Source organism: Orlajensenia flava (assembly GCF_004801905.1).
In the GTDB taxonomy this organism is placed as follows: Bacteria; Actinomycetota; Actinomycetes; order Actinomycetales; family Microbacteriaceae; genus Orlajensenia; species Orlajensenia flava.
The window spans coordinates 440873-465034 of record NZ_SSSN01000005.1 but is presented as its reverse complement, the minus strand read 5'-3'; the positions used below and the strand labels follow the sequence as shown (position 1 = coordinate 465034).

General features: G+C 63.6%; 24 protein-coding genes. 10 read left to right on the top strand and 14 right to left on the bottom strand.

Annotated elements, in window-relative coordinates:
• Window positions 1-65 precede the first annotated feature (65 nt).
• The 5 genes from E6C70_RS09965 to E6C70_RS09945 all read left to right on the top strand — a co-directional run bounded on the left by E6C70_RS09965 (window position 66) and on the right by E6C70_RS09945 (window position 2820).
• Window positions 66-404 (top strand): ArsR/SmtB family transcription factor, encoded by a 339-nt coding sequence (locus tag E6C70_RS09965; RefSeq protein WP_136424363.1) that lies wholly within the window; start codon window positions 66-68, stop codon window positions 402-404.
• Window positions 401-910: an SRPBCC family protein gene (locus E6C70_RS09960; RefSeq protein WP_136424362.1), complete on the top strand. Its 510-nt coding sequence runs from the start codon at window positions 401-403 to the stop codon at window positions 908-910. The genes E6C70_RS09965 and E6C70_RS09960 overlap by 4 nt, the downstream gene beginning before the upstream one ends.
• Window positions 911-914: 4 nt before the next feature.
• The gene (locus E6C70_RS09955) at window positions 915-1376 is read left to right on the top strand and encodes a DUF1801 domain-containing protein (protein WP_235833379.1); all 462 of its coding nucleotides are present in this window, start codon (window positions 915-917) and stop codon (window positions 1374-1376) included.
• 111 nt (window positions 1377-1487) lie between these two features.
• The gene (locus tag E6C70_RS09950) at window positions 1488-2042 is read left to right on the top strand and encodes a dihydrofolate reductase family protein (RefSeq protein WP_235833378.1); all 555 of its coding nucleotides are present in this window, start codon (window positions 1488-1490) and stop codon (window positions 2040-2042) included.
• A gap of 40 nt (window positions 2043-2082) precedes the next feature.
• Window positions 2083-2820, top strand: a complete 738-nt coding sequence (locus E6C70_RS09945) for a CPBP family glutamic-type intramembrane protease (protein WP_136424360.1) — start codon at window positions 2083-2085, stop codon at window positions 2818-2820.
• Here the strand turns inward: E6C70_RS09945 and E6C70_RS17245 are convergent.
• Together E6C70_RS17245 and E6C70_RS17240 are read right to left on the bottom strand one after the other, a co-directional pair.
• Window positions 2777-3286, bottom strand: a complete 510-nt coding sequence (locus tag E6C70_RS17245) for an MmyB family transcriptional regulator (protein ID WP_328590834.1) — start codon at window positions 3284-3286, stop codon at window positions 2777-2779. The genes E6C70_RS09945 and E6C70_RS17245 overlap by 44 nt on opposite strands.
• Before the next feature lie 17 nt (window positions 3287-3303).
• The gene (locus E6C70_RS17240) at window positions 3304-3486 is read right to left on the bottom strand and encodes a helix-turn-helix domain-containing protein (protein ID WP_328590837.1); all 183 of its coding nucleotides are present in this window, start codon (window positions 3484-3486) and stop codon (window positions 3304-3306) included.
• Between the two features lie 296 nt (window positions 3487-3782).
• On the opposite strand from E6C70_RS17240, the gene E6C70_RS09935 reads away from it, so the two are divergent.
• Window positions 3783-4640 carry an SDR family NAD(P)-dependent oxidoreductase gene (locus tag E6C70_RS09935; RefSeq protein WP_136424359.1) on the top strand — a complete coding sequence of 286 codons (858 nt, stop codon included), beginning with the start codon at window positions 3783-3785 and terminating at the stop codon, window positions 4638-4640.
• Window positions 4641-4684: 44 nt separating this feature from the next.
• Here the strand turns inward: E6C70_RS09935 and E6C70_RS09930 are convergent, their stop codons facing one another.
• Window positions 4685-6139 carry an Ig-like domain-containing protein gene (locus E6C70_RS09930; RefSeq protein ID WP_136424358.1) on the bottom strand — a complete coding sequence of 485 codons (1455 nt, stop codon included), beginning with the start codon at window positions 6137-6139 and terminating at the stop codon, window positions 4685-4687.
• A gap of 652 nt (window positions 6140-6791) precedes the next feature.
• On the opposite strand from E6C70_RS09930, the gene E6C70_RS09925 reads away from it, so the two are divergent.
• The 3 genes from E6C70_RS09925 (at window position 6792) to E6C70_RS09915 (ending at window position 11174) form a co-directional block, all read left to right on the top strand.
• On the top strand, window positions 6792-8735 hold the full coding sequence (locus E6C70_RS09925; RefSeq protein WP_168770911.1) for a purple acid phosphatase family protein: 1944 nt from the start codon (window positions 6792-6794) through the stop codon (window positions 8733-8735).
• Between the two features lie 68 nt (window positions 8736-8803).
• A complete protein-coding gene (locus tag E6C70_RS09920) occupies window positions 8804-9460 on the top strand; it encodes a histidine phosphatase family protein (RefSeq protein ID WP_136424356.1) in 657 nt (218 codons plus the stop codon).
• A gap of 349 nt (window positions 9461-9809) precedes the next feature.
• Entirely contained in the window at window positions 9810-11174 is a 1365-nt protein-coding gene (locus E6C70_RS09915; RefSeq protein WP_136424355.1) for a flavin monoamine oxidase family protein, read from the top strand.
• A gap of 57 nt (window positions 11175-11231) precedes the next feature.
• Here E6C70_RS09915 and E6C70_RS09910 read toward each other — a convergent pair whose 3' ends face one another.
• Window positions 11232-11534 (bottom strand): YciI family protein, encoded by a 303-nt coding sequence (locus E6C70_RS09910; RefSeq protein ID WP_136424354.1) that lies wholly within the window; start codon window positions 11532-11534, stop codon window positions 11232-11234.
• A 652-nt stretch (window positions 11535-12186) separates the two neighbouring features.
• On the opposite strand from E6C70_RS09910, the gene E6C70_RS17060 reads away from it, so the two are divergent.
• Window positions 12187-12633 (top strand): amidohydrolase family protein, encoded by a 447-nt coding sequence (locus E6C70_RS17060; protein ID WP_235833377.1) that lies wholly within the window; start codon window positions 12187-12189, stop codon window positions 12631-12633.
• Here the strand turns inward: E6C70_RS17060 and E6C70_RS09900 are convergent.
• From E6C70_RS09900 to mmsB, 10 genes are all read right to left on the bottom strand, one after another.
• A complete protein-coding gene (locus tag E6C70_RS09900; RefSeq protein WP_136424353.1) occupies window positions 12619-14721 on the bottom strand; it encodes a DEAD/DEAH box helicase in 2103 nt (700 codons plus the stop codon). The genes E6C70_RS17060 and E6C70_RS09900 overlap by 15 nt on opposite strands.
• Window positions 14722-15573, bottom strand: a complete 852-nt coding sequence (locus tag E6C70_RS09895; RefSeq protein ID WP_136424352.1) for a HamA C-terminal domain-containing protein — start codon at window positions 15571-15573, stop codon at window positions 14722-14724.
• A gap of 485 nt (window positions 15574-16058) precedes the next feature.
• Window positions 16059-16355: a DCL family protein gene (locus E6C70_RS17315; protein WP_168770910.1), complete on the bottom strand. Its 297-nt coding sequence runs from the start codon at window positions 16353-16355 to the stop codon at window positions 16059-16061.
• Window positions 16355-17332 (bottom strand): class 1b ribonucleoside-diphosphate reductase subunit beta, encoded by a 978-nt coding sequence (nrdF, locus tag E6C70_RS09885; RefSeq protein ID WP_136424351.1) that lies wholly within the window; start codon window positions 17330-17332, stop codon window positions 16355-16357. Before nrdF ends, E6C70_RS17315 begins: the two co-directional genes overlap by 1 nt.
• A complete protein-coding gene (locus E6C70_RS09880; RefSeq protein ID WP_136424350.1) occupies window positions 17329-18132 on the bottom strand; it encodes an NUMOD3 domain-containing DNA-binding protein in 804 nt (267 codons plus the stop codon). Before E6C70_RS09880 ends, nrdF begins: the two co-directional genes overlap by 4 nt.
• A gap of 12 nt (window positions 18133-18144) precedes the next feature.
• The gene (nrdE, locus tag E6C70_RS09875; protein WP_136424415.1) at window positions 18145-20250 is read right to left on the bottom strand and encodes a class 1b ribonucleoside-diphosphate reductase subunit alpha; all 2106 of its coding nucleotides are present in this window, start codon (window positions 20248-20250) and stop codon (window positions 18145-18147) included.
• Window positions 20251-20276: 26 nt separating this feature from the next.
• Entirely contained in the window at window positions 20277-20690 is a 414-nt protein-coding gene (gene nrdI, locus E6C70_RS09870) for a class Ib ribonucleoside-diphosphate reductase assembly flavoprotein NrdI (RefSeq protein WP_136424349.1), read from the bottom strand.
• 86 nt (window positions 20691-20776) lie between these two features.
• Window positions 20777-21010 carry a glutaredoxin-like protein NrdH gene (gene nrdH, locus E6C70_RS09865; protein WP_136424348.1) on the bottom strand — a complete coding sequence of 78 codons (234 nt, stop codon included), beginning with the start codon at window positions 21008-21010 and terminating at the stop codon, window positions 20777-20779.
• A gap of 821 nt (window positions 21011-21831) precedes the next feature.
• Window positions 21832-22869, bottom strand: a complete 1038-nt coding sequence (locus E6C70_RS09860) for a LacI family DNA-binding transcriptional regulator (RefSeq protein ID WP_136424347.1) — start codon at window positions 22867-22869, stop codon at window positions 21832-21834.
• Window positions 22870-22966: 97 nt separating this feature from the next.
• Window positions 22967-24157: a multiple monosaccharide ABC transporter permease gene (gene mmsB, locus E6C70_RS09855; protein ID WP_207670095.1), complete on the bottom strand. Its 1191-nt coding sequence runs from the start codon at window positions 24155-24157 to the stop codon at window positions 22967-22969.
• Between the last annotated feature and the right edge of the window lie 5 nt (window positions 24158-24162).

Genomic DNA, 24162 nt, shown 5'->3' with positions numbered 1-24162 from the left:
CTGGCGCCCCGACCGACGCCTTATATGTGCTTGTGCTTATATATGCGCTCTGTTATTCTCGGTTCATGCTGGCGACGGGAGTACTCGAGGCGATCGCGGAGCCGAATCGACGCCAGATTCTGGACGCCGTCCGCGTCCGCGAGCGTTCCGTCAGCGAGCTGGTCGACCAGCTCGAAATGAGTCAGCCCGGTGTCTCCCGGCACCTCAGGGTGCTGCGAGACGCTGGACTCGTCGCGGTGCGGTCGGACGCGCAGCGGCGTCTCTACCGCATTCGCAGTGAGCCGCTCCGCGACCTCGATGAGTGGCTGGAGCCGTACCGCGCTGAGTGGTCGGATCGATTGGATGCTCTCGGCCGGCACTTGGAACGTTCCCGACCCGAACAACTCTCAGAGGAGACCTCATGACCGACACTCTCGCCACCCTGGAACGCACGGACGGCGGTGGTCTGATCCGGTTCGAGCGCACCTTCCCCAACGCGATCGACGACGTCTGGTCTGCGCTCACCGACCCCGATCGTCTCGCGGACTGGTGGCCCCCCTTCGCCACCAACGTCCATGTCGACCTCCGTGAAGGGGGAACGATGAGCTTCGACTGGCCCGACGGACCGCAACTCGAGTTCCGTTTCCTGCGCATCTCACCGCCGGCCCTCCTCGAGCACACGCACACCAGTGCGGGCTCATGGATGCGCTACGAACTCGACGCAACCGACGGCGGAACCCGCCTGCGAGCGACCTACTTCGTGCCGGAGCCCGATTCTTCGATCGAACGCGGCGATGTCGTGGGCGGCCACTACGGCTTCGACCGCCTCGAGGCTGCGCTGGCCGGCCACCCCGTTCCGTTCGACCTGGACGTGTTCACCGCTCTGCAGGCGCGCTACGCCGACCACGGCTTGGCGGCGTCCGTTGAGTGACGACGTGCGAAATCCGTTGAGGACTGCGAAGACGGATGCCGCTCCCCCGCTGCCAGAGGCCATGACCGGCCGAGCAAGCCCCGCGAAGGCGGCCGAGGGCGACGAACCGGTGTTCGCCTACATCCGGAGCCTTCCACAGCCGCAACGGGGCATCGCCGAAGCGGTCGACGGGTTGGCTGCCAGGACTCTGCCGCACCTCCGGCGCTCTGTGAAGTGGGGCATGGCGTACTACGGCGTCGGCGACGGCTGGTGCTTCAGCTGCGGCGGCTTTGCAAGCCACGTCAAGCTCATGTTCGTCAACGGCGCGTCGGTTCTCGATCCGGTGCCGCCCGTGACCCCGATCGGCATGGGCAAGGCGACCCGCGGCGTGGAACTCGCCTCTCTGGACGACATCGACGAGCATCAGCTCGCGGAGTGGATGACGCAGATAACGTCTGTGCCCGGGGTCGGCGGAGCGAGGCGCTGACGGCATCCGATTGGCGATCCTTCGACGAACACGCGTCGTAGGCTGTCCGCTGTGGTGCTGGAGCAGCGAGAATGAGCACGGAGGATCACCATGGGACTCACCATCTGCGACATGTCCGTCTCGCTCGACGGGTACGTCACCGGCCCGAACGACAGTCGCGAGAACCCGTTCGGTGATGGTGCCGAAGGCTTGCACGCCTGGCTTCTGCCCACGGCCGGCGATGAGGATCGCGCCGTTCTGGAGGCTACGGTCAGCGAAGTCGGAGCAATTGTGATGGGCCGCACCTCGTTCGAGAAGAACGAGGGCGACGGCGGCTGGGGCGACGCGGGGCCGATGGCCGACATCCCGTGCGTCGTGCTGACGCATCGTCTGCCGACCCGGTCCTACCCGCCGGTGTTCACCTTCGTCACCGAAGGGGTCACCAGCGCCATCCGGCAGGCGCAGCAATTCGCCGGGGATAAGGACGTGCACCTTTTCGGTGCCACGGTCATGCAGCAGGCGCTGCCCCTCGGATTGGTCGATGAAATCCGCGTGCACGTCATGCCGGTCATCGTCGGCGGGGGAACCGCGCTCTTCGGCGGCTTGACATCCGCGATCTCGCTGGAACGCATCGGCGCACAGGTCACCGGTGCGGCAACGCACCTGCAGTACAGAGTGCTCCGATAGACCATCGAGCGCTTACTGCGACGGCGCTAGGTTCGTTGCTGTGACGAGGGATCGGTGGCAGGCAGTTGCCTTCGGCGCGGCCGTCCAGGTCGCCCGATTCGCCGTGCTGATGCTGGCCCTGGCAGTCGGGCCGCTCGTGGGAATCACAGGCTGGTATCTGGGACTCTTCGCAACCGGGGCGTGCGTACTGTTCGCGGTGATCCTCGTCACCGCCCGCAGGCTGTGGGGTACCTCCGGAGTGCTCGTCGCGTGGCGTGGGCCACGGGCACTCCTGCTGCTGATCCCCTTCGTCATCGAGGTGCTGCTCTGGGTCATCCCCTCCGGTCTGACCGACAGGCCCCCCGGGTTCGGCCTGTGGGCGAGCAGCCTTCTGCTGGTCGGAGTCAACGAGGAACTGGTCAGTCGGGTCGTCGTCCTCGAACGGATGCGTGCGTCCTTCTCGCCCGTCGCGGCTGTCGCCGTGACGGCGGCTCTGTTCGGACTGCAGCATCTCTCCGCCTTCGCGACGACGGATCGAGGAGCGTGGGACGTGCTCTCCAACGTCCTCGTGTCAGCCTCCTACGGCTTCGCCCTCGGAGCTTTTCAGTACCGATTCGAGTGGGTGATTCCGTTGATCCTCCTGCACGCCGCAGCCGACTTCACGACGATTCTGTCCGCGCAGCCCTTGAACGACCTGGCGATCGCCGCAACAGCGATCGGTTTCATCGTGCTCGGGGTGGTGACCCTCTCAGGCATCAGCCGCGGATCTCTCCGTCGAACGATGCGCCGACGACGGTGAGAAGGCGAAGCTTCTCTAGGCTGTCCGACCCTGGCGTTGCAGTGAATACCAGGAGAGTTTGAGATTGGTCGAGGTCCACGGCGCTTTGGCAGTACAGGATGAGGTCGCCGACTTCTGGGTGCTGGAATCGTTTTTGTTCTGAGTATCGGAACCCGATTTCGTTGTGAGCCCACAGGGTGGAGAACTCTTCACTTCTGTGATGGAGGTGTTCGAGCAGGGGTTGCATCGTCGATGGTGGCACGCGGGCTGCGGCGTGACGAAGTCGGGAGACCTGTACACGACTGTGGTGATCATGGTCCTCTGGCGGATACAGGGCCCGTGCTGCCAGATCAGTGAACCATCGATAGGCGGCTACGCGCGAGAGCCCGGCGTAATGGGTTTCTTCTCCGAACAGAGCGACGGCGGCGCTGTTCTGCGCGAGGGTTTCACCGAGGGTGCCCATGACCTGGGCGGGAGTGTCGGTCATGGTGTCGAGGATTCGCATCAGCCCTGGGCTGACGTGGTCGCTTGATGCCGAGCGGGGTGGCGGTTGTGGCCTGCGAGGCGAAGGAGGTGGTCGCGCTCTTCGAGGTCGAGTCGGAGCCCTCGCGCGAGGGCGTTGATCATTTGTTCCGACGGTTGCGGGCCAGCTCCGCGTTCTAGGCGGGAAAGGTAATCGGTGGACATATCCGCCAGGTCGGCCACTTCTTCTCGTCAGAGCCCTGCCGTCCGCCGTCGGGCTCCGCGCCGGAGTCCGACATCTTCCGGTTGCAATGCTTCTCGTCGCGCTCGGATGAATTCACCGACTGCTAGCTGATCCATCTACTGTTCTTCCTCCGCCAAGACTTCCACTCTGCCCTGCTGTCAGGTGCTGAGCCAGTGCACGGCGTTCAGTGGGTGATCGTGCCCTGGCTCCTGTGATCGCGGGCCTGTCTACTGGTTTTCGCGGTCACGGCCAGTGATGCGGATTGAAGGAGGAGTCGTTGGCGAAGTGGACTGTGGCAGACATGCCGGAGATGGCGGGCACGACGGTCGTGCTCACGGGTACCTCCAGCGGCATCGGGCTCGTCGCGGCCCGGGAGTTCGCGAGAGCGGGAGCGCACGTGGTTCTCGCAGTGCGGAACGTTCCAAAGGGCGAAGATGTGGCCCGCGCGATGGAAGGCAGCGTCGAGGTGCGTGAGCTGGATGTCTCGGATCTCGACAGCATTCGCGAGTTCGCGTCCAAGTGGACGGGACCCATCACTGTGCTGGTGAACAATGCTGGCATCATGGACGTGCCCCTCACCCGGACTCGAGACGGGCTCGACCTGCAGACGGCGACGAACTCGTTGGGACCGTTTCTGCTGACGAACCTGCTGCTGCCGAAAATCACAGACCGGGTGGTGTGGGTCGCCAGCCAGTTGCACCGCCTGGGACACCTGAACCTCGACGACATCGGCTGGGACACCCGCCCATACAAGCCTCTGGACGCTTACAGCGATTCCAAGCTGCAGGTGGTGCTGTTCTCTCTCGAGTTGCAGCGTCGCCTGACTGCATCGGGATCGAAGGTACGCTCCGTGCTGGCGCACCCGGGTATCGCAACGACCACTCTCGTCGCGCATTCATCCTCGAACGCGATCAACCGGTTCTCTATGCTGTTGAACGATCCGGAACACGGTGCCCTGCCAACCCTCTTCGCGGCGACCCAGAACGTTGCCGGCAACGCCTATGTGGGTCCCGATGGCGTGGGCAGTATCAAGGGGTCCCCCACGGTCCGGAAACCAGGCAAAGCGGGCCTCGACATGGTCGCGGCTCAAGGGCTGTGGGCCGCTGTGAGCGCGAAGGTGGGGGTGCCCGCATGATGCCCAACGGAGAGCCGTTCCAGTCATGGGCTGGACTGTGCGTGTCAGCTCGGTAGATTGCGCCGGCGGCGCGAGATCAGAAGGCTTGACGCCCCGGCGGCGAGAGCTAAGCAGGCCAGGATTGCCCAGGGCTGAACTGCGTAGCCCGTCTGAGCCAGCACCTCTCGGGGAGTGTGGGTTTTGCCTGGGCTGGATGCGCTGCTGCCGGGCGCTCCCGGCGTGCTGGATCCCGGGTCGCGCGGACCCTGGGTCGCGGCGCTGACGGTTACGGTCATGGTGGGGCTGGTGGCGGGTGCGTAGTTGGCGTCTCCGGACCAGACCGCTTGGAGTTTCCGGGTTCCCGCGGTCGTGAAGGTCGCTGAGGGGATCGCGCCGGCCCCGTTGGTGACGGTGGCTGACCCGAGATCCACGGCACTGGATCCGGTGCCGTTGGTGATGTCGAGAAAGTCGACCGTGCCTGCGGGTGCGTACCCGTCGACGGGGGCGATGATCGCGGTGAGCGGTCCGGCGTTTCCTCCCACAGTCACCTGGCTGTTCTGCACTGTCAGTTCGGTTGTTGTTGCCAGGAGAGGGATGGGGGTGATGGTTATGGAACCGTTCGGGACGGGCTGGTCGATGCATTCAAAGACGTTGCACCAGGCCACGGTGGATCTCTTCACCGTCGCCCCGAGGACAGCGTCGCCGGCGTAGGAGGATCCAGCTCCGCCTCCGCCGCCGGCTGATGCGGCTGATGCTCCTCCGCCGGCCGCGCCACCGATGAGCCCGCCACCGCCGGCTCCGCCGTTGCCGCCAGCCTCACTGCCACCCTTGCCTCGTTCACCGACCGAGGTGGGTGCTTTGGCTGCTTGGCCTCCCGAACCGCCGAGGGGGCCTTCCGTGCCGTGGCTTCCGTCGCCGCCAGTCCAGGCGTTGTCGCCTCCGCTGCCACCATCGCCGGCGTGGTCCGGGTCGCCGCTGGCGCCGCCCTTGCCGCCGCCTCCACCGGCGATCATGAGTGTTGTCGTTGTTGCCCCGGAAGTCAGCTCGACGGTGGAGGCGCCACCACCAGATCCGCCGTTTCGGAGGGAATCATCGGCGGAGTTGCCTTCCCCGCCAATCGCGCCCAGTCCACCCCAACCGCCGGGGCCGCCAGCCGTCCACGAGCCGCCGCTTTGTCCGCCGGCGCCGGCGACCGACACGGTCAGGGTGTCGTTCGCGGATACCTTCACGGTGCCGTCCACTTCCGCGGCTGCTGAGCCGCCATTGGCCGAGCTGTTCATCCCGCCGGGACCGCCGATCACCTTGATCTGAAGCCACCCGGTCCCTTCTTTGACGATGTACTTCTGTACCCCGCCCGTGTAGCCGTACGTGTCAGCGACGGCACCCGGTGGGGGAACGGGAATCGCCGAACCGGCCGGCGTGGCAGCAGCTACGGGCCCCGCCGCGACCATCGACGCCGCCAGAACGGCCAAGACCGCGCCTACCGCCGCGCCGCCACGGACCAACACGTCTCGCTTCATCCCACGTCCTCTTCACCGATCAGCAAGCAAAAAAGAATGCTATCCAACGCAACCTGGGCGTTCGGAGCACCCGAAGCTGGCCGCATCGTCGCGCCCTCCCGATGATGCCGGAAACTTCACTTACAGCGCTGACCCCACCTACCCTGTCCTCACCCACATCGTGCCCTGACGCTTCGCTCCCTGCCCGACACTTGCGGATCCTGATCCTCGAACGAGGCTTCGTCGTCTGGGTGTCTGGGTCAGCGGAGGAGGAGTTGGCGATCCTCCCTCTAAGACGATTCGATTCCGACCGGCGCCGGGTCCGTTCAGCCTCTCGGTTCGGGTACCGCAGGTGATGAGCTGATCGGCGTCGCCCGAGAGGTTGCCGCTGCGGGTGGGAAGGTAGTCGAGCTTTCGGCTCGTGAGGCTGTTCGTTGCGCAATGGTGACAATCGATCGTTTCCCGTGCGTGAACCTCGCAGTCCGGTTGCGCGTTCCGGCGACGTCGTTGACGATCCGCCCCTCCGATCGGCATTCTCGAATTCGACCAGCGCCGCTTCGGCGTTGAGGCACAGCGACTTCGAAGGCGACCGATGATGAACTCCACACGGCAGTACTGGAAGCACGCCGCCGCCGCCACGGTCGTGGCCGCGGTGATGGCATCCGCGACCATGATGGTCGGCGCGGCGGCGGCCGACCCCTTGGGCGAGTCGCAACCGTTGATCTTCAAGGACACGACGGTGTGGAAGTACCTCGACACCAACATCGACCCTGGGACCGAGGCCGATCCCGCGGCATGGACGCGCGAGGACTATGACGACTCCGCCTGGCCCACCGGGAGCAAGGGATTCGGATCCGCCTACGGCGACACCGAAGACATCGGCAGCGACTGGCGCATCCGCACGCAGACAGCCCAGTACACCGACGACACCCACACCACCAACATCCCGGCGATCTTCTTCCGATCCAGTTTCGACCTGACAGATGCCGAAGTCGCAGACACGCTCCGCTTGGAAGCATCCGTCGTCTACGACGACGCTCTCGAGGTGTACCTGAACGGGGTCAAGGTCAAGGGTGTGAACGACGCGGGCATCACCGGCAACCTCCAGTACGGCGGCGAGCCGGTGGATTCGCCGCAGTACGCGGATTTCTCCATCGACGCGTCCGCGCTGAAGGCTGGCACGAACACCATTGCCGTCGCCGTGCACCAGGCAGACGCGACCAGCCCAGACATCTTCTTCGAATTCGACACCCTCTGGGCGGTAAGCAAGTCAGCCCCCACTCAGTTCAGCGCGGTCAGCCTGCAAGTCGGATCCGATCAGACCCAGCACAACCTCACCTGGTATTCCGACTCGGGAGTGGCCGAAAGCGTCCAATTGGCTCAGACCCCCGGCGGATCCGGCACTCCGTTCCCTGAAGGCTCCGCGCGGACCTTCCCGTCGACGTCGGGCGACGCGAAGCACGGCCAGTCTTGGCACCATGCCACCATCACAGACCTGAAGGAAAACACCTCTTACGTGTACCGCGTCGGCAGCGACGAAAAGGGATGGTCCCAGCCGTACATCTTCAACACCGGCACCTTTTCGCCGAACTACCATTTCACCTTCGTCGGTGACCCGCAGATCGGATCGAAAGAGCTATCGCTCGACCAAGCCGGCTGGACCGACACGATGACTAAAGCTGACGCGACGTTCCCGGGTTCAAGCTTCGTCCTCTCCGCCGGTGACCAAGGCGAGAACGCCGGCAACGAAGCGCAAACCAGCGCGTTCCTCTCGCCCGAGCAGATGCGACGCATCCCGCTCGCCACGAATATCGGCAACCACGACAGCGAGAACATCTCCTACCGTCAGCACTTCTCCATGCCCAACGTCGACGACGCCTACGGCAAAGCAACCGACTTGAACGGGGCCGGTGGCGACTACTGGTACACCTACAACGACACCCTGTACATCTCCCTCAACACCAACAATCTTGACAACGCCAACCATGCGGAGTTCCTCCGCAAGGTCGTAGCGGCCAATCCGAACGTCCGCTGGAAAGTCGTCACGTTCCACCAGTCCGTTTTCAGTGTGGCTGACCACGCGTTCGATGACGACGTCATCAAACGGCGCGCAGAACTACCACCGGTATTCTCCGAGCTGGGAATCGACCTCGTCCTGATGGGCCACGACCACACCTACACCCGCACCTTCCTGATGAACGGATCAGAGCCCAGCAACCGGTCGCTGGCCGGCACGCTGATCCCGGAACCGGGAGAAGTGCTCTACATCACGGGCAACAACTCCAGCGGCCACAAGTTCTACGACATCATCGAAGACCACGATTTCGACTACGTGGCCGTGAAGAACCAGGAGTACGTGGCCAACGTGTCGGACGTGCAATTCACCGACCGGACCATCACGGTATCGACGTACCGGACAACAGACATGACGAAAGTCGACGAGATCACCATCGCGAAGTCCGCTGCCGAACTGGCAGAAGATGGAGTATCGACTGAGTCGCTTCCCAGCACCGGATCAGACCTCGGGTGGGCCGGGGCCGGGGCCGGCGCGATCCTCCTCGCCGGATTCGCCATCCTGATCGTGAGCCGCCGTCGTCGAGACCGCAGGACCCCCTGACCATCACTGGATCACCGGTCGTACTCGAGATCTGATCGGAGCGCGAACTCGTGAGTACCGTTGGGGGTGTGTTCACCAGTGATCCGTTACCTGAACGTCCGTCACCGGATAATCCCTCGGGGAAGCTGGTTCTCCTTCGTCACGGTGAGACGCAATGGTCGAAGAGTGGAAAACACACAGGGCTTACGGACGTTCCACTCACAGCTCGAGGCGAGGACCTCGCTCGTGGCGCGGGCAAGCTGGTCCTCGGCTACGAGTTCTCGCTTATCCTGACCTCTCCGTTACAGCGAGCCCGACGCACGGCTCAGCTCGCTGGGCTCGACGCGGAAGTCGACCCTCTCCTGGTCGAGTGGGACTACGGCGGATATGAGGGACGAACGACACACGAGATCCGCAAGGAGCTCGGCTACAACTGGAGCGCATTCACCCACGGTGTCATCCGAGGCTCAACACCGGGGGAGACGGTCGAGGAAGTCGCAGCGCGCGCGTCGCGCGTACTCACGCGGGTACTGCCCGCGATGGTGGAAGGGGATGTCGCGCTGGTCGCGCACGGTCACTTCCTGCGCATCCTGACCGCGGTTTACCTGCGAATGGCGCCTCGATTCGGAGCCCAGATGACCTTGGATGCTGGATCGGTGTCTGTGCTGAGCTTCTACCGCGAGCAGCCGGCGATCCTGTCGTGGAACTACGGACTCGAACTACCCCTGGTTCCTTCAGAGTCCTGACCATCCCGAACGAGATCGACTCGGACCTCATCAGCTGAGGTCCCGGCGTCCGCCCGGGGGTCGTGTCGGTGGTCAGCCATACGGCGGCAGGGTGGGAACTCTCAACTGCGGCGGCACGTTCTTCGAGTTGGATGATCGTGTTCTGGCACAACCGGCACTGGTTATCCCAGATGGCCGAAGGCGCCGCCTCACTCGACGGGCTGACGCTCGGACCCGAACCAGCCGCCCCCTGAGCTCAACCCCATCACGCGGTGCCGGCAGGGCCACCTGTAGATCGAGTGAGAGCCAGTCCAGTACCGAGTAGATTCTGGTCGGACCAAACGATGCCGACGAGCTGAAAGGCCACGCAATGGAACCGCAAGCGACAGAACGGCAGGCGACGGAACCCCTCGACACGATCGTCATCGGCGCTGGCGTCGCCGGACTCACGGCTGCGCGGCTGCTGGCTCAGGCGGGCCGACGCGTCGTGGTGCTCGAGGCACGCGACCGGGTGGGCGGCCGCGTCCACACGATGCGGGAGGGCGGCCTTGTCACCGACCTCGGTGCGTCCTGGATCCACGGCATCACCGACAGTGCCGTCGCGGCGGCGGTCACGGCTTTCGGCATGCCCACGAGAGAGTTCACCGTCGGCAGCTACCAGCCCGACAGCCGACCGATCGCCTACTACGGCCCGATCGGTGAGAGGCTGACGGATGCCGCGACGCGGGATTTCGCCGACGACATCCGTTCTGCCGACACGACGCTGGCGTCGGTGATCGCGACCTCGGAACCGGATGACTCCTACCGCGACGTGACCGAGACCGCCCTGGCCGCCCAGGGCTGGGACGACGCGCGCACCGAGCGGGTGCGCGAGTACTACCAGCACCGTTCGGAGGAGCAGTACGGCGCTTGGATCGCGGATCTCGCCGCCCACGGCCTCGATGACGACACCGTCGACGGCGACGAGGTGATCTTTCCGGACGGATACGACAGCCTGGCCACCCACCTCGCCGACGGGCTCGATGTGCGCCTGCGGCATGTGGTGTCGCGTGTCGACTGGTCGAGCGCGGGCGTCGCCGTCACGTCCGACCGCGGAACGTTCACCTCCGGCACGGTCGTCGTGACGGTGCCGGTCGGCGTGCTCCGGTCCGACGATTTCGTGATCGAGCCGCCGCTGCCCGAACCCGTCGCCGGAGCTCTCAGCCGACTGACGATGAACGCCTTCGAGAAGGTCGTGCTGCGCTTCCCGACGAAGTTCTGGGACGACGACGTCTACGGCATCCGTCAGCAAGGCCCGGAGGGCCGGTGGTGGCACTCCTGGTACGACCTCACTCCGCTGCACGAAATCCCCACCTTGCTCACCTTCGCCGCGGGGCCGGCTGCCATCGAGACGCGCGACTGGACCGAGCAGCGGGTGGTGGGCTCGATCCTCGAGCAACTGCGTCGGCTCTACGGCGACAGCGTCGAGACCCCGACATCGGTGCACATCACCGCCTGGCAGGACGACCCGTTCGCCCGCGGCTCCTACGCTTACATGACGGTCGGCTCGACGACGAACGACCACGACGATCTCGCGACGCCCGTCGGCGGCGTGCTGCACATCGCGGGCGAGGCGACATGGACGGATGATCCCGCCACCGTCACCGCCGCCCTGCACTCCGCGCACCGCGCGGCCTCGAACATCCTGCGGCGAGCGCTGCCGATCGAAGGGGTGTGGCAGCCGCCGGCTGAGTAGCGCCGCTCGACTAGCTCAGATCGGCGCACGCCCGTCGTCCGAGGTCGGACGACAGATTTATCGCGTTCTTGCGTGCTCCTCGAGCACTTCCACGCTTCCGCCGAACGCCAGGTTCGGGCTCCCCTTCGCAGTCTCAACTGCTGCTTCCATCGAATCGAACTCGACCATCGATGCACCGCGAATGCCGCCGTCGGCATCACGTGTCGAATTCGCGGTCACGACTTTTCCGCCAGCCGTCCGGATTCCGTAGTCCTCATGCAGCTCCGCATTCCACTTCTGCCACGCGGCCCGATTCTCCGCCACTCGGTCGGCAGGCACCGGGTCGGGTCCGGCGTGGTAGATGAAGATGAACGAGGCCATCCCACCATCATCGCACCGCGACTCTCATGGCCCTCGAATGCAGGTGCTCACGCCAGCGCCGCAAGCCTCGCCGCCCTGCAGCGCGACATCCCCATGTACTCGAGCTGTCGAGTCGTGTGATCGCCGCCCTGTTCCACCCGATGATGCGGATGCCTCCTTCCGCGCGGGTCTGCGCGAAGCCGTCGACTCGGCCCCCGTCGACGAGCGCCTGCGCTTCGGACCGGTCAAGCTCTACGCCGACGATGTGACCGAGCCGCACACCGCGTGGACACTCGACGACCAACCGCCCGGGCCACCGCGCCCACCCGAGCGCACCCCTCGACGAGCTCACCCGCATCGTCACCGAACTCGACCGTCAAGGCTTCCATACCCACACCCACGCGACGGGAGACGGCGGCATCCGCATCGCTCTCGCGCCATCGAGCACGCCCCCGGCACCAACGGCACCCGCGACGCCGCCACGGCATCGTGCACGTCGAGTGCCTGCACCCCGACGATCTGCCCCGCTTCGCTGCGCTGGGCGTGACGGCCGCCATGCAGCCCCGCCACTGCTCCCCCGACCTTGTCGGAGGCACCTGGATGGACAACCGTCGGCGAGTAGCGCTGGAGCCGAGCCTGGCGCTCCCGCTCCCTCGCCGAGTCGGGCGCCCACGTGGCCCTCTCGAGCGACTGGCGAGTCGGCGAGATGGACCCACTGGTCGGCCTCCACTCAGCCCTGACGCGGGCCCGCCTCGACGGCCGCTCGTCGTGGACTGCGTCTGAACGCTTGACGCTTGACGCCGCCCTCCGCGGCTACACGGCCGACGGCGCGTGGGCCTGGCACGTCGAGGACTCCCTCGGCGGGGTGCGAGTGGGCGCTCGCGCCGACCTCGTCACCTGGTCGTCGAACCTCTACGACCTCGAGCCCGACCCCGCCCGCCTGCTCACCGAGCGCGCCGCCCTCACGATTGTCGCCGGCGACATCGTGCACGACGCTACGGATGCGGCTCCCCCTGCCGGAGGCACCGCCCGCCGGCATGCACCATTGCTCGGCGAGCGGCACTGCGTCATAGTCCCGCAAACGCGAGAAAACATTCGGAGCTTGTCAGGCCCACCCTGAAACAACGTCGTCGAGGATCCAGCGTTCCACAATCCCGAGTTGAGCCGTCAAATCCGGCGCATGGAGCCTTTGCTCAAGAGAGTGCATCATTTCACTACCCGTCGAGCCACGAACGCCCAACCGATAGAGCTTGAGGCCGAGTGGCATTGGAACCCCGAATTCCTCCAGTTCGGCGATGCCAGGAGGGAGATAGAGGGACTCGATCTCCCTCAATGCGAACTCGTAGTTCGCCGGTGGTAGCCCGGACCGCTTTGCTACATCACCTTGGATCGCCTGAACCCCCCGCAGGAAGGATGGGATCGTATGCTCCATCCAACGGCGCTGAAATCTAAAAACATCCAATACTGCGTCACTTCGATCTCGGTCGGGACGCAGGTACCGCTCCTGCTGATCAACCATCGCGGAGAAGGCTTCTCCGTTCACTCGATGGTTTTGCAGCTGCCCCCAGACCATCTGAAAGTTGACCCCACGACGCTGTCGAGGCACGAGCAACTCATCCCAAGCAGTCTCCAAAGTCGATTTGAGTACGTTGGATGCAGGGACTCCTTGCCAGCCGAGTCGACGGGCCTCCGGAGCTTTGTCGATCAATCGCTTCGCCAAGTTGATCTGCAGCTCTGGGTCCAGACCGCGGTTGGCACGGATCGTCCCGAGGCTCAGTACGTCCTGCCCGAAGATGCCCCGTACTCGCTCGCGCGCATCATCATCGAGGTCTTCCCAATCCAATTGCGCGAGGGTCGCAGCTGATGCCTGAGTCGACTGCGACTCGATTGGAATGTCGACCTCAGTGGTAGTGCTCTTGGGTGCTGGCGCATACGTGTACACGCGACCGACGAAGTGACGGAACATTCGGCCCGCTCTGCCCCGGATGTTACTGAACGTGAAGAAGTCGAGAAGTTGTCCGTCGATCTTATGGTCGTAGATGACAACGTTTTTAGCCGCTGTGTTCACTCCCTCGATGAGGGTAGAGGTACACACCATCACGGGCACATCACCATCGTTGAAGAGCCGCACCATGATGCGTTGAACGCTACGCGGCATCAAGCCCGTATGAGTTGCGACTCCCTCGGCTAAAGCACCTATCGCGTTCCAGGCCGGATCATAATTGGATCCAAGCCATCTCGCCACCTCGCTCGCCAGACTGCTTGAATTTGGGGGTGGAACTGCCTCACGCAGACCTACCGCCAGCTTCTCCGCCTTCTCCGGAGATGCTGAGAAGACCAAGGTGGATTCAGCAGAATTCGCGGAGATCAGGCTGAAGAGGTCGGCTTCTCTCGCCGAATCTTCCACGTCAGAACGATCTATGACATCTACGGCTACGGTGCGAAACTCAGTTTTGATCAGCTTGGCCTGCAAGTCCGTACCTACCGCAGCACTAATCGAATCGACATTCGGCCCAATCAAGTAATACTGCGCACCAGTCGCACGCAGACGTTTCCACGCGAGGTTGAGCAGAGACCGGCGCTGATCCATCGCTTCGTTCGTACCCAGCTTGTAAAACTCGTCGATTACAAACAGGCCCAAGCCATCGATGCGATCGAACTCGAGAAAACGTTCTTGAGTGAGCACGTAGACGGCGCGTTCTCCGGTCGGTTGGCTCGCACCAGTCACAATCGAATAGTCATTCTTGAACCGTGCCAGTCGACGCCTCGTTTCGTCGATCAGGGCGACGGTTGGGACGATGAGCACGATGCGTGACCAGCGATTACTGGCCACCAACGCATCCAAGATTGCGGACTTTCCGAATGAGGTCGGCGCCGAAAGGATGATACTCTCGCCGTCCATGAGCCGAGAGTAGACAGCCTGCTGCTCAGAGTGGAAAGTGAAGCCTTCCTCGGCGAGTTCGTCGGGGGTGTGGAACTCAAGTGCCAGGGCTTCAGCGTCGCTCTCCGAGGTTCCTTCGGACATATACGGAAAGAGTCCGAGTGCAGCACAAAGGGTGTCGACGATCTGACGTTCTGGAATGTCTTGGCCGTGTGAGTCGAGAAATCGAATCAATCGATCGCGCCCTGCGTCGCGGAGGTTCGAGTGGCTCGCGAGCCGGGCTATCTCTTTCAGCTCAAGAAATGTGTCGACCATCTCTGCTTCCACCTAAATATGTTGCCAAACCTTTAGCTTCTCGTGCATGAGCCCAATCAGCCGGTCTTTGCTCTCGAGCGGCAGGAGGATCAACTGAAGAGTGATTGTGAGCTTGGTCTTGAGCTCCTTCTCCGAAAACGCTTTCCAGGCAGTCCTGACCTCGGCTTCAAGTGCCGACTTGTAGGCGTCGTCGACGACCTTATGACTAGCCACCGACACACTCTCGTATGTGATGAGCACTGGAATTACAAGCGACTTGGCTATCTCGTCGAGACTCGCAGCACCATCGAGCAAACCCCGGAAAGCGTCCGCATGAGGCCAGGTGGCATCGACCTTGTTGGTGATCGCAATGAACTCCCGTCGAAGGAAGTTCCGCTCTAAGTGATCCTCAATCGATTTGACGGCTTCGGTGATCGCGCCGGAAAGGTCCTTATAGAACTTCGCTTCCCCGAGCCAGACTTCGAGTTCGCCGTCATGTCTACCGACGACATGGACCGAGTCGAATCCTTTGACCGTGTCGTTGTCGCTGTCCTTGTAATAGATCTTGCTCACTGCTGGCGTGGCGCCAAAGAAGTCGATCAAAGCGGCGTGCAGGATGAGTTCTCCAAACTCGCCACGCCGGCGGTATTTGTCCGTGCCATAGACCATCTCCGCAGATCGGCGTAACGCACGCGCGGCAGTCTCTCCGTCGATGGAGTTGAACTCCGTGAAACTGAGGGCAAAAGACGTGAGGTGACGAGAGAATAAGTCGTCCACCAGCTCCGGAGCCCGCCATACCTCCATCTCGTAGCCAGCGCACAAGACTGTGAGCGCTGGATTCAGGGCGGCGTCCTGGATCCGGACTTCGAGAACCGAGCGAACCATCCCTATTCGACTACCGTTGGGCCCGCGATGCCTATAGAGATCACATACGCATTCTTATCGGATCGAAGTTCGGATCGGCCACTCGGCGCGCGCTCATGACAGATCTACTTCGGTGGCAGCTCGTTCTTTATGAAGACTGGAAACGCGTTCTCCCGATAGAACTCCAACCAAGATTCTTTCAAGACTGCGTCCTCGACGTCTCGCCCCACAAAAGTCCGCCCGTGTCCACTGTGCGTCTCAATCTGGTCCCATCCGCCCTGCGCCGATGCGAATTCGGATGTCAACGCGTGCCAGGTAGGTTCCAGGTGTCGGGTGTCTGCCTGATGCTTTTCTGCGATCAACTCACCCGTCAAGAAACAAAAGACTGGCTCACCACTTGCGAACGCGTCATCACGGCGGTGTACGCGTACATGCTCCAGCGCGAACGCGAGAGCGCTCTTGACGTTGGCCATATCCGTAGGAGAATCCACTACGTGCGTGTAGCTCTAGTCCCTTGTGTCACCGTCTACTCGAACGACGATGATCGCACGCTTGTCCCTTCCGACTGTCTCTTTGCCCAACAGCCGATACGTTTCCTCTACGTAAAAGTGATCGATGCCCGGGCCGATCTTCTCTACCGCGTCCGAGTGGAGCTCCAGGACTTCACTGAGGAAAAGGTGGTGGTCTGCGCGGTCGATACGAGTTCTCAGCGGGTAAGCGTGGAGAATCTCGTCACGAATGTAGTTCTTGGCGGCCGATCGGCTCGAAAAAATCTGGCTTGGAACAATGAAGGGGATTGCCACTAGAAGTCCCAGTCCTCGTCCTCGGTCGACACGGCCTTGCCGATCACGTACGACGAGCCGGAACCCGAGAAGAAGTCGTGGTTCTCGTCGGCGTTCGGGGAGAGCGCCGAGAGGATGGCGGGGTTCACATCCGTCACCGTCTTCGGGAACATCGCCTCGTAGCCCAGGTTCATGAGGGCCTTGTTGGCGTTGTAGTGCAGGAACTTCTTGACGTCCTCGGTGAGACCGACGCCGTCGTAGAGGTCCTGCGTGTACTGCACCTCGTTGTCGTAGAGCTCGTAGATGAGCGAGAAGGTGTAGTCCTTCAGATCATCGCGCTCGGCCTGGCTGACCAGCTCGAGGCCCTTCTGGAACTTGTACCCGATGTAGTACCCGTGCACGGCCTCGTCCCGGATGATGAGACGGATGAGGTCCGCCGTGTTGGTGAGCTTCGCGCGCGAAGACCAGTACATCGGCAGGTAGAAGCCCGAGTAGAACAGGAACGACTCGAGCAGCGTCGAGGCGACCTTGCGCTTCAGCGGCGAGTCGCCCTGGTAGTACTCCATGACGATCGCGGCCTTCTTCTGAAGGTTCACGTTCTCGACGCTCCAACGGAACGCCTCGTCGATCTCCTTCGTCGAGCACAGCGTCGAGAAGATGGACGAGTAGCTCTTCGCGTGAACCGACTCCATGAACGCGATGTTCGTGTAGACGGCCTCCTCGTGCGGCGTGATCGCATCCGGAATAAGCGAGACCGCACCCACCGTGCCCTGGATGGTGTCGAGCAGGGTGAGCCCCGTGAACACCCGCATAGTGAGCTGCTGCTCGTCGGGGGTGAGCGTGTTCCACGACTGGATGTCGTTCGACAGCGGCACCTTCTCGGGCAGCCAGAAGTTGTTCACCAGGCGGTTCCAGACGTCTACGTCCTTATCGTCCTGGATCTTGTTCCAGTTGATCGCTTCGACGTGCGAGACCAGCTTGAGCTTGTCGGGGGTCATTCGGATTCTCTTTCTTGCGCGGCGTCCGCGACGCAGTGGATGCACGTCTCCTTGAAGACGCCCTTATTGGTGTGATATCGGGTGTGGGCACTTCGAATGCTGGATGGCATCGGCTGACCCTTGCGAGCAGCCGACAGCTTCGCGCGCGTTTCCGGACTCGCGGTCTTGCCGAAGTTGGGGTTCAATTCCCCACGCTTCTGCTCGGAAAGCCGCTTTTTCGTCTCACCGGAAAGTACCCGCCCGAAGCTGGGATGAGCGGGGCCGAACTTACCGAAGTTCGGGTTCTTCTCGCCCGTGATTGACCCGGTGCGTTCGATGGACCACTTCGCCTTCTGCTCGTCGGTGTGGCGCTGGCCCCACCGAGGATTGTCAGGACCATAGAGATGTACTCCGGTCGGCCGCCCCCGCGCGCGATCACCAGCTGCCTTCCGCTGTTCTTCCGTCCAGACGTAGCCGCGCGGCCCGAGGCCGCCCTCCGCGAGATTAAGCAGACGATGTCCTTCACCGCGAAGTTTGGCGATCCACTTCCTCTCGGCCTCTCCCAGATCTTCGAGAGATGTCCGTACCACCTCGAGAGGCTGCATCAATACGGTTTCCTTGTCCTGCTTCCGAAGCCAGTCGTAGAAAGGGAACTTCGCCCGCAGCTGTGCCTTCTTGAAGTGCCCTTGCATGCGCTTGCATAACGTTGACGTCGTGAGCCCGACGTATCGAAACTCGGCCGAGCCCTCGGCGCGGAATGCGTAGATCGCACCGATGTAGTCGGAACGCCCTGTCGGGCTGGACACCTCAGTCTCTGACATGCTCAGGTCAGATCACAGCGCACAAGAAACACAAAGATCGAGCTCGGTCCCCTCGAGGGCCATCTGACGCAGACGGATGTAGTAGATCGTCTTGATCCCCTTCTTCCATGCGTAGATCTGCGCCTTATTGATGTCGCGCGTGGTCGCGGTGTCCTTGAAGAACAGCGTGAGCGAGAGGCCCTGGTCCACGTGCTGCGTGGCCGCCGCGTAGGTGTCGATGACCTTCTCGGCACCGATCTCGTAGGCATCCTGGTAGTAGTCCAGGTTGTCGTTCGTCATGAACGGCGCCGGGAAGTACACGCGACCCAGCTTGCCCTCCTTGCGAATCTCGATCTTCGCCGCGATCGGGTGGATCGACGCGGTCGAGTTGTTGATGTACGAGATGGATCCGGTGGGAGGCACGGCCTGCAGGTTCTGGTTGTAGATGCCGAATTCCGCGACGGATGCCTTGAGCTCGCGCCAGTCATCCTGCGTCGGGATGTGAACGCCGGCCTGCTCGAACAGCTCCGCACCGCGGGCGGTGGTCGGCACCCACTCGGCATCCGTGTACTTGTCGAAGAACTCACCGGTCGCGTACTTCGAGTCCTCGAAGCCGACGAAGGTCTCGCCGCGCTCCTTGGCGATGTTGGTCGACGCGCGCAGAGCGTGGAAGAGCACCGTGTAGAAGTAGATGTTCGTGAAGTCGATGCCCTCCTCGCTGCCGTAGTAGACGCGCTCGCGGGCGAGGTAGCCGTGCAGGTTCATCTGGCCGAGGCCGATGGCGTGGCTCTTGTCGTTGCCGTCCTCGATGGAGCGCACCGAGCTGATGTGACTCATGTTCGACACGGCGGTGAGGCCGCGGATGGCGGTCTCGACGGTGCGACCGAAGTCGGGCGAGTCCATCGTGAGGGCGATGTTGAGCGAGCCCAGGTTGCAGCTGATGTCCTTGCCGATCTGGTTGTAGCTGAGGTCTTCGTTGTAGGTCGTCGGGGTGTTGACCTGAAGGATCTCGCTGCACAGGTTGGACATGTTGATGCGGCCCTTGATGGGGTTGGCCTTATTCACCGTGTCTTCGAACACGATGTAGGGGTAGCCGCTCTCGAACTGGATCTCGGCGAGGGTCTGGAAGAACTCGCGCGCGTTGATCTTGGTCTTCTTGATGCGCGGGTCATCCACCATCTCGCGGTACTTCTCGCTGATGGAGATGTCGCCGAACGGCACCTGGTAGACGCGCTCGACGTCGTAGGGGCTGAACAAGTACATGTCCTCGCCGTTCTTGGCGAGTTCGAACGTGATGTCGGGCACGACGACGCCCAGGCTCAGCGTCTTGATGCGGATCTTCTCATCCGCGTTCTCGCGCTTGGTGTCGAGGAACCGCATGATGTCGGGGTGGTGAGCGCTGAGGTAGACCGCGCCGGCACCCTGACGAGCACCGAGCTGGTTGGCGTAGCTGAAGGAGTCTTCCAGCAGCTTCATCACGGGGATGATTCCGGATGACTGGTTCTCGATCTGCTTGATGGGAGCACCGGATTCGCGGATGTTGCTGAGCGAGAGCGCCACGCCGCCGCCGCGCTTGCTCAGCTGCAGGGCGGAGTTGATGCCGCGAGCGATCGACTCCATGTTGTCCTCGATGCGGAGGAGGAAGCAGGAGACGAGCTCGCCGCGCTGCGCCTTGCCCGTGTTGAGGAAGGTAGGGGTGGCCGGCTGGAAGCGTCCGCCGATGATCTCCTCGACGAGGTTGACGGCGAGCTTCTCGTCGCCCTGCGCCAGGCCGAGGGCGGTCATGACGACGCGGTCCTCGAAGCGCTCGAGGTAGCGCTTGCCGTCGAAGGTCTTGAGCGTGTAGCTCGTGTAGTACTTGAACGCTCCGAGGAAGGTCTCGAAGCGGAACTTCTTCGAGTACGCCAGGTCGTTGAGGCTGGTGATGAACTCGAACGAGTACGCATCGAGCACGCCCTGCTCGTAGTACTCCTTCTCGACCAGGTAGTCGAGGCGCTCCTTGAGGGAGTGGAAGAACACGGTGTTCTGGTTGACGTGCTGCAGGAAGTACTCGCGCGCCGCCTCGCGGTCCTTGTCGAACTGGATCTGCCCGTCATCCCCGTAGAGGTTGAGCATCGCGTTGAGCGAGTGGTAATCCATCCCGACCCGCGGGAGATCGATCACGGCTACGCCGCTGTCCGTTGCGTTGACCAAAATGCGTCCAATCCTTCGTTGACGACGCGGACGTCGTCTGGGGTGCCGAATACTTCGAATCGATAGAGGTGCGGCACATGGCATTTGGCCGCGATGATGTCTCCGGCCAGACCGTAGGCCGTGCCGAAGTTGGTGTTTCCTGCTCCGATGACCCCGCGAATCAACGAGCGGTTGCGCTCGTCATTGAGGAATCGGATGACCTGCTTGGGTACAGCGCCGTTGCCGTCGCCCCCGCCGTAGGTGGGGAGGATGAGCACGTAGGGTTCTGTGGCCTGGAGGGGGGCGTCCTTCGCGAGGAGCGGGATGCGCGCCGCTGGGCGGGAGAGCTTCTCGACGAAGCGGCGGGTGTTGCCGGAGACGCTCGAGAAGTAGATCAGGTCGGTCATCCGCGCATCCCTTCGTCTTCCGCCTTCAGGCCCTGGTGTCTGTGCCTGTGTCGTGTCGCTGGGCGGAACCGAACGGATGCCGCGGGTCAGGCGAGGCGGGAGGCCAGCTCGCTGATCTTGTCGGGACGGAAACCCGACCAGTGGTCCTCATCGGTGATGACGACGGGCGCCTGCAGGTAGCCGAGCTCCTTGACCGCGGCAAGCGCGTTCTCATCGGCCGAGAGGTCGAGAACCTCGTACTCGACGCCCTTGGCGTCGAGGGCGCGGTAGGTGGCCGTGCACTGTACGCACGAAGGCTTGGTGTAGACGGTGACCGTCATTGTTACCCCTTGGTATGTCGTCTGATGTTGCGTGCGAGACCTGCCGCCGCCGGATGATTTCCCGGTTGTTTACCGCACGTCCAATACTACATCTAGTGTTCGTCGAAAGGAACGCCCACTAGGTGTAGTAATCACATTCGTGTAGTTATCCACCTGTTATTCACAGCCTCTCCACCGTCCCGGCGTTCGTCTTCCGCGTGTTTCCGGCCTTCGCACCCGAGTTGTCCACATCCCCCCGTTCGGGAAACCACAGGTGTGAACGGATGCGCCGCGGCGTGTCGCGCCTTCGTCGCCTGGCGCCTGCACGTGCGCCCGACCACTAGATCTTGTGTTGTACCTCCGAGCCTGCCACCACCCACCGACACTGTCCGCCGCACCCGGACTCACCCCCTGCGCACCCCTCCCGCACACCCGACTCACTCCTCCGCGCACCCTCCTGCGCACCCGACTCACCCCCTGCGCGCCCCTCCTGCGCACCCGACTCACCACCTCCGCACAATGCAGGAGCGCGATCGTGTCGCCCCGTCGCGAGGCGCGGCGCATCCGTCCGACACACTCTCCGCTCCCGAATTGTGCGCGGGCCAACCTCGTCCCCGGTGGGCAGTCCCCTCTACCCGGCGCACTTTGTGTGCACGGGCGCACCGTGCACCCTGCGCCGGTGCACGCAACATGCGCCGGATCACGAGAAGGTGCACGCAAGGTGCGCCAGATCGTCGAGCGAGTGCGCGTGAGACGCGGCGACGCTCGAAGCAGCAGCAGCGCTGCAGGCGCACGGCAACTCGTCAGGCGGGCGAGGCGCTGTGCACGCGCACGGCAGCGCGTCAGGCGGGCGGGGGTGCGGTCGATGCGCGCACCACGAGCTCGGGCACGCGGGTCGTGCGGTCGGGCGCGTGCTCCTCGTCGCCGAGGACGTCGAGCACGGTCGCCATGATGTCGCGCCCCAGGCCATCGAAGTCCTGCCACAGCGTCGTGAGCGGTGGCGCGAAGTGCGCGGCCTCGGGGATGTCGTCGACACTCACGACGCTGACGTCGTCAGGCACCCGGATGCCGGCATCTCGAAAAGCGTGCAGCAGGCCGAGCGCCATCTGGTCGTTGCTCGCGAACACGGCGGTGAACCGTTCCGTCTCACGACGCCACTCCTCGGCGAGCGCCACGCCTGCCACATACCCGGACTCCGAGCTCCAGTCGCCGATCTCCGGTCCCGACACCGGAAACCCGTGCGCGGTGAGCGTCTCGCGCCACGCGCGTTCACGCTCGCCGGCATCCATCGCGTCCTGCAGGCCGGTCACGTGACGGATGCGCCGATGCCCCAGCCCGATGAGGTGCTCGACGGCGATGCGGCCGCCCTCGAACTGGTTGATGGCCACCCGGTGCATGCCGTCGACACGCTCGGACGCGAGGCTCACGAGGGGGACCTCGAGGTCGATGCTGCCGATCGCCCCGATCACCTCGCGCTCCCCCGAGATCAGCACGATCGCCGACACGTTGTGGCGCACCATCATGGCGACGGCGCTGCGCAGCGACTCGGTGTCGACCTCGCGCATGCTCACCTGCGTGACGGTGTAACCGGCCGCGCGGGCCGCCTCGTTGAACCCCAAGGCGGCGTTGGACGGGCCGTAGTCGGGCCGACCGGCTGTGATGAGGCCGATGGTCTGCGAGCGACGGGATGCCAGCGTCCGTGCCGCAGGCGACGGCGTGTACCGCAGCTCGCTCATGGCCGCTTCGACGCGAACTCGGGTCGAAGGACGCACGCCGGGCAGGTCGTTGAGCACGCGGGAGACGGTCTGGTGCGAGACGCCGGCGACACGGGCGACGTCGAACATGGTGGCGACCTTGGGGCGCTCAGGCGCATCCGTCATCCGCTCCCCCTCTCGTCATCATTCTGAATCATGCCCGGCTGTGCCGGCGGCGATCGGGCCGGAACCCGATCGCCGCCGCTCCCACCACCACAGGGGTCTAGTTGCCGCCGGAACGCCGCTTGTTGTAGACGTCGAACGCCACGGCGAGCAACAGCACGAGGCCCTTGACGGCCTGCTGCCACTCGATGCCGATGCCCATGATCGACATGCCGTTGTTGAGCACGCCGATGATGAGGCCACCGATGATGGCGCCGCCGATGGTTCCGACGCCGCCCTGCACCGCTGCGCCGCCGATGAACGCCGCCGAGATGGCCTCGAGCTCGAAGCCGTCACCGGCCTTCGGGCCCGCGAGGTTGAGGCGGGCCGTGAAGATGAGGCCCGCGAGCGCGGCGAGGGTGCCCATGTTGACGAACAGCCAGAAGTCGACGCGACGCGTCTTGATGCCCGAGAGTTCCGCCGCGTGGCGGTTGCCGCCGATGGCGTAGATGTGCCTGCCGAACACCGTGCGGTTCATCACGATGCCGTAGATGAAGACGAGCACGGCCAGGATGATGAGCGTCACCGGGATGCCCTTGTACTGCGCGAGAGCGTAGGCGAAGAGGCCGATGGCCGCCGAGATGAGCACGAGCTTGGTGACGAACCAGATGATCGGCTCGACCTCCTGGTCGTACTTCTGGCGTCCGCGGCGGGTGCGCACCTGCTGGATGACGAGCGCGATGATGGCGAGCGCGCCGACGCCGAGGGTGAGCGGGTCGAGCTCGAACTCGCCGAACAGGTCGCTGAGGAATCCGTTGCCGAGGGCGCGGTACTCGTCGGGGAACGAGCCGATGTTGGCGTTGCCGAGCACCACGAGGGCGAGGCCGCGGAAGATGAGCATGCCCGCGAGGGTCACGATGAACGCGGGTATGCCGACGAACGCGATCCAGAAGCCCTGCCAGACGCCGACAGCGGCTCCGATGGCGAGCGAGAGGATGACGGCGAGCCACCAGGGCATGCCCCAGTTGACGGCGAAGACGCCCGAGCAGGCGCCGACGAACGCCGCGACCGATCCGACGGACAGGTCGATGTGGCCCGCGATGATGACCATCACCATGCCGATCGCGAGAACGAGGATGTAACCGTTCTGCACGATCAGGTTGGAGATGTTCTGCGGACGCAACAGGATGCCGTCGGTGAGGAAGGCGAACAGCACCACCACGACGATGAGGGCGATGAAGATGCCGTTGCGGCCGAGGTCGCTGAGGATGTGGCTCAGCCTGTCGGTGAACTTGTTCTCGATGGGGTTGATGTTGC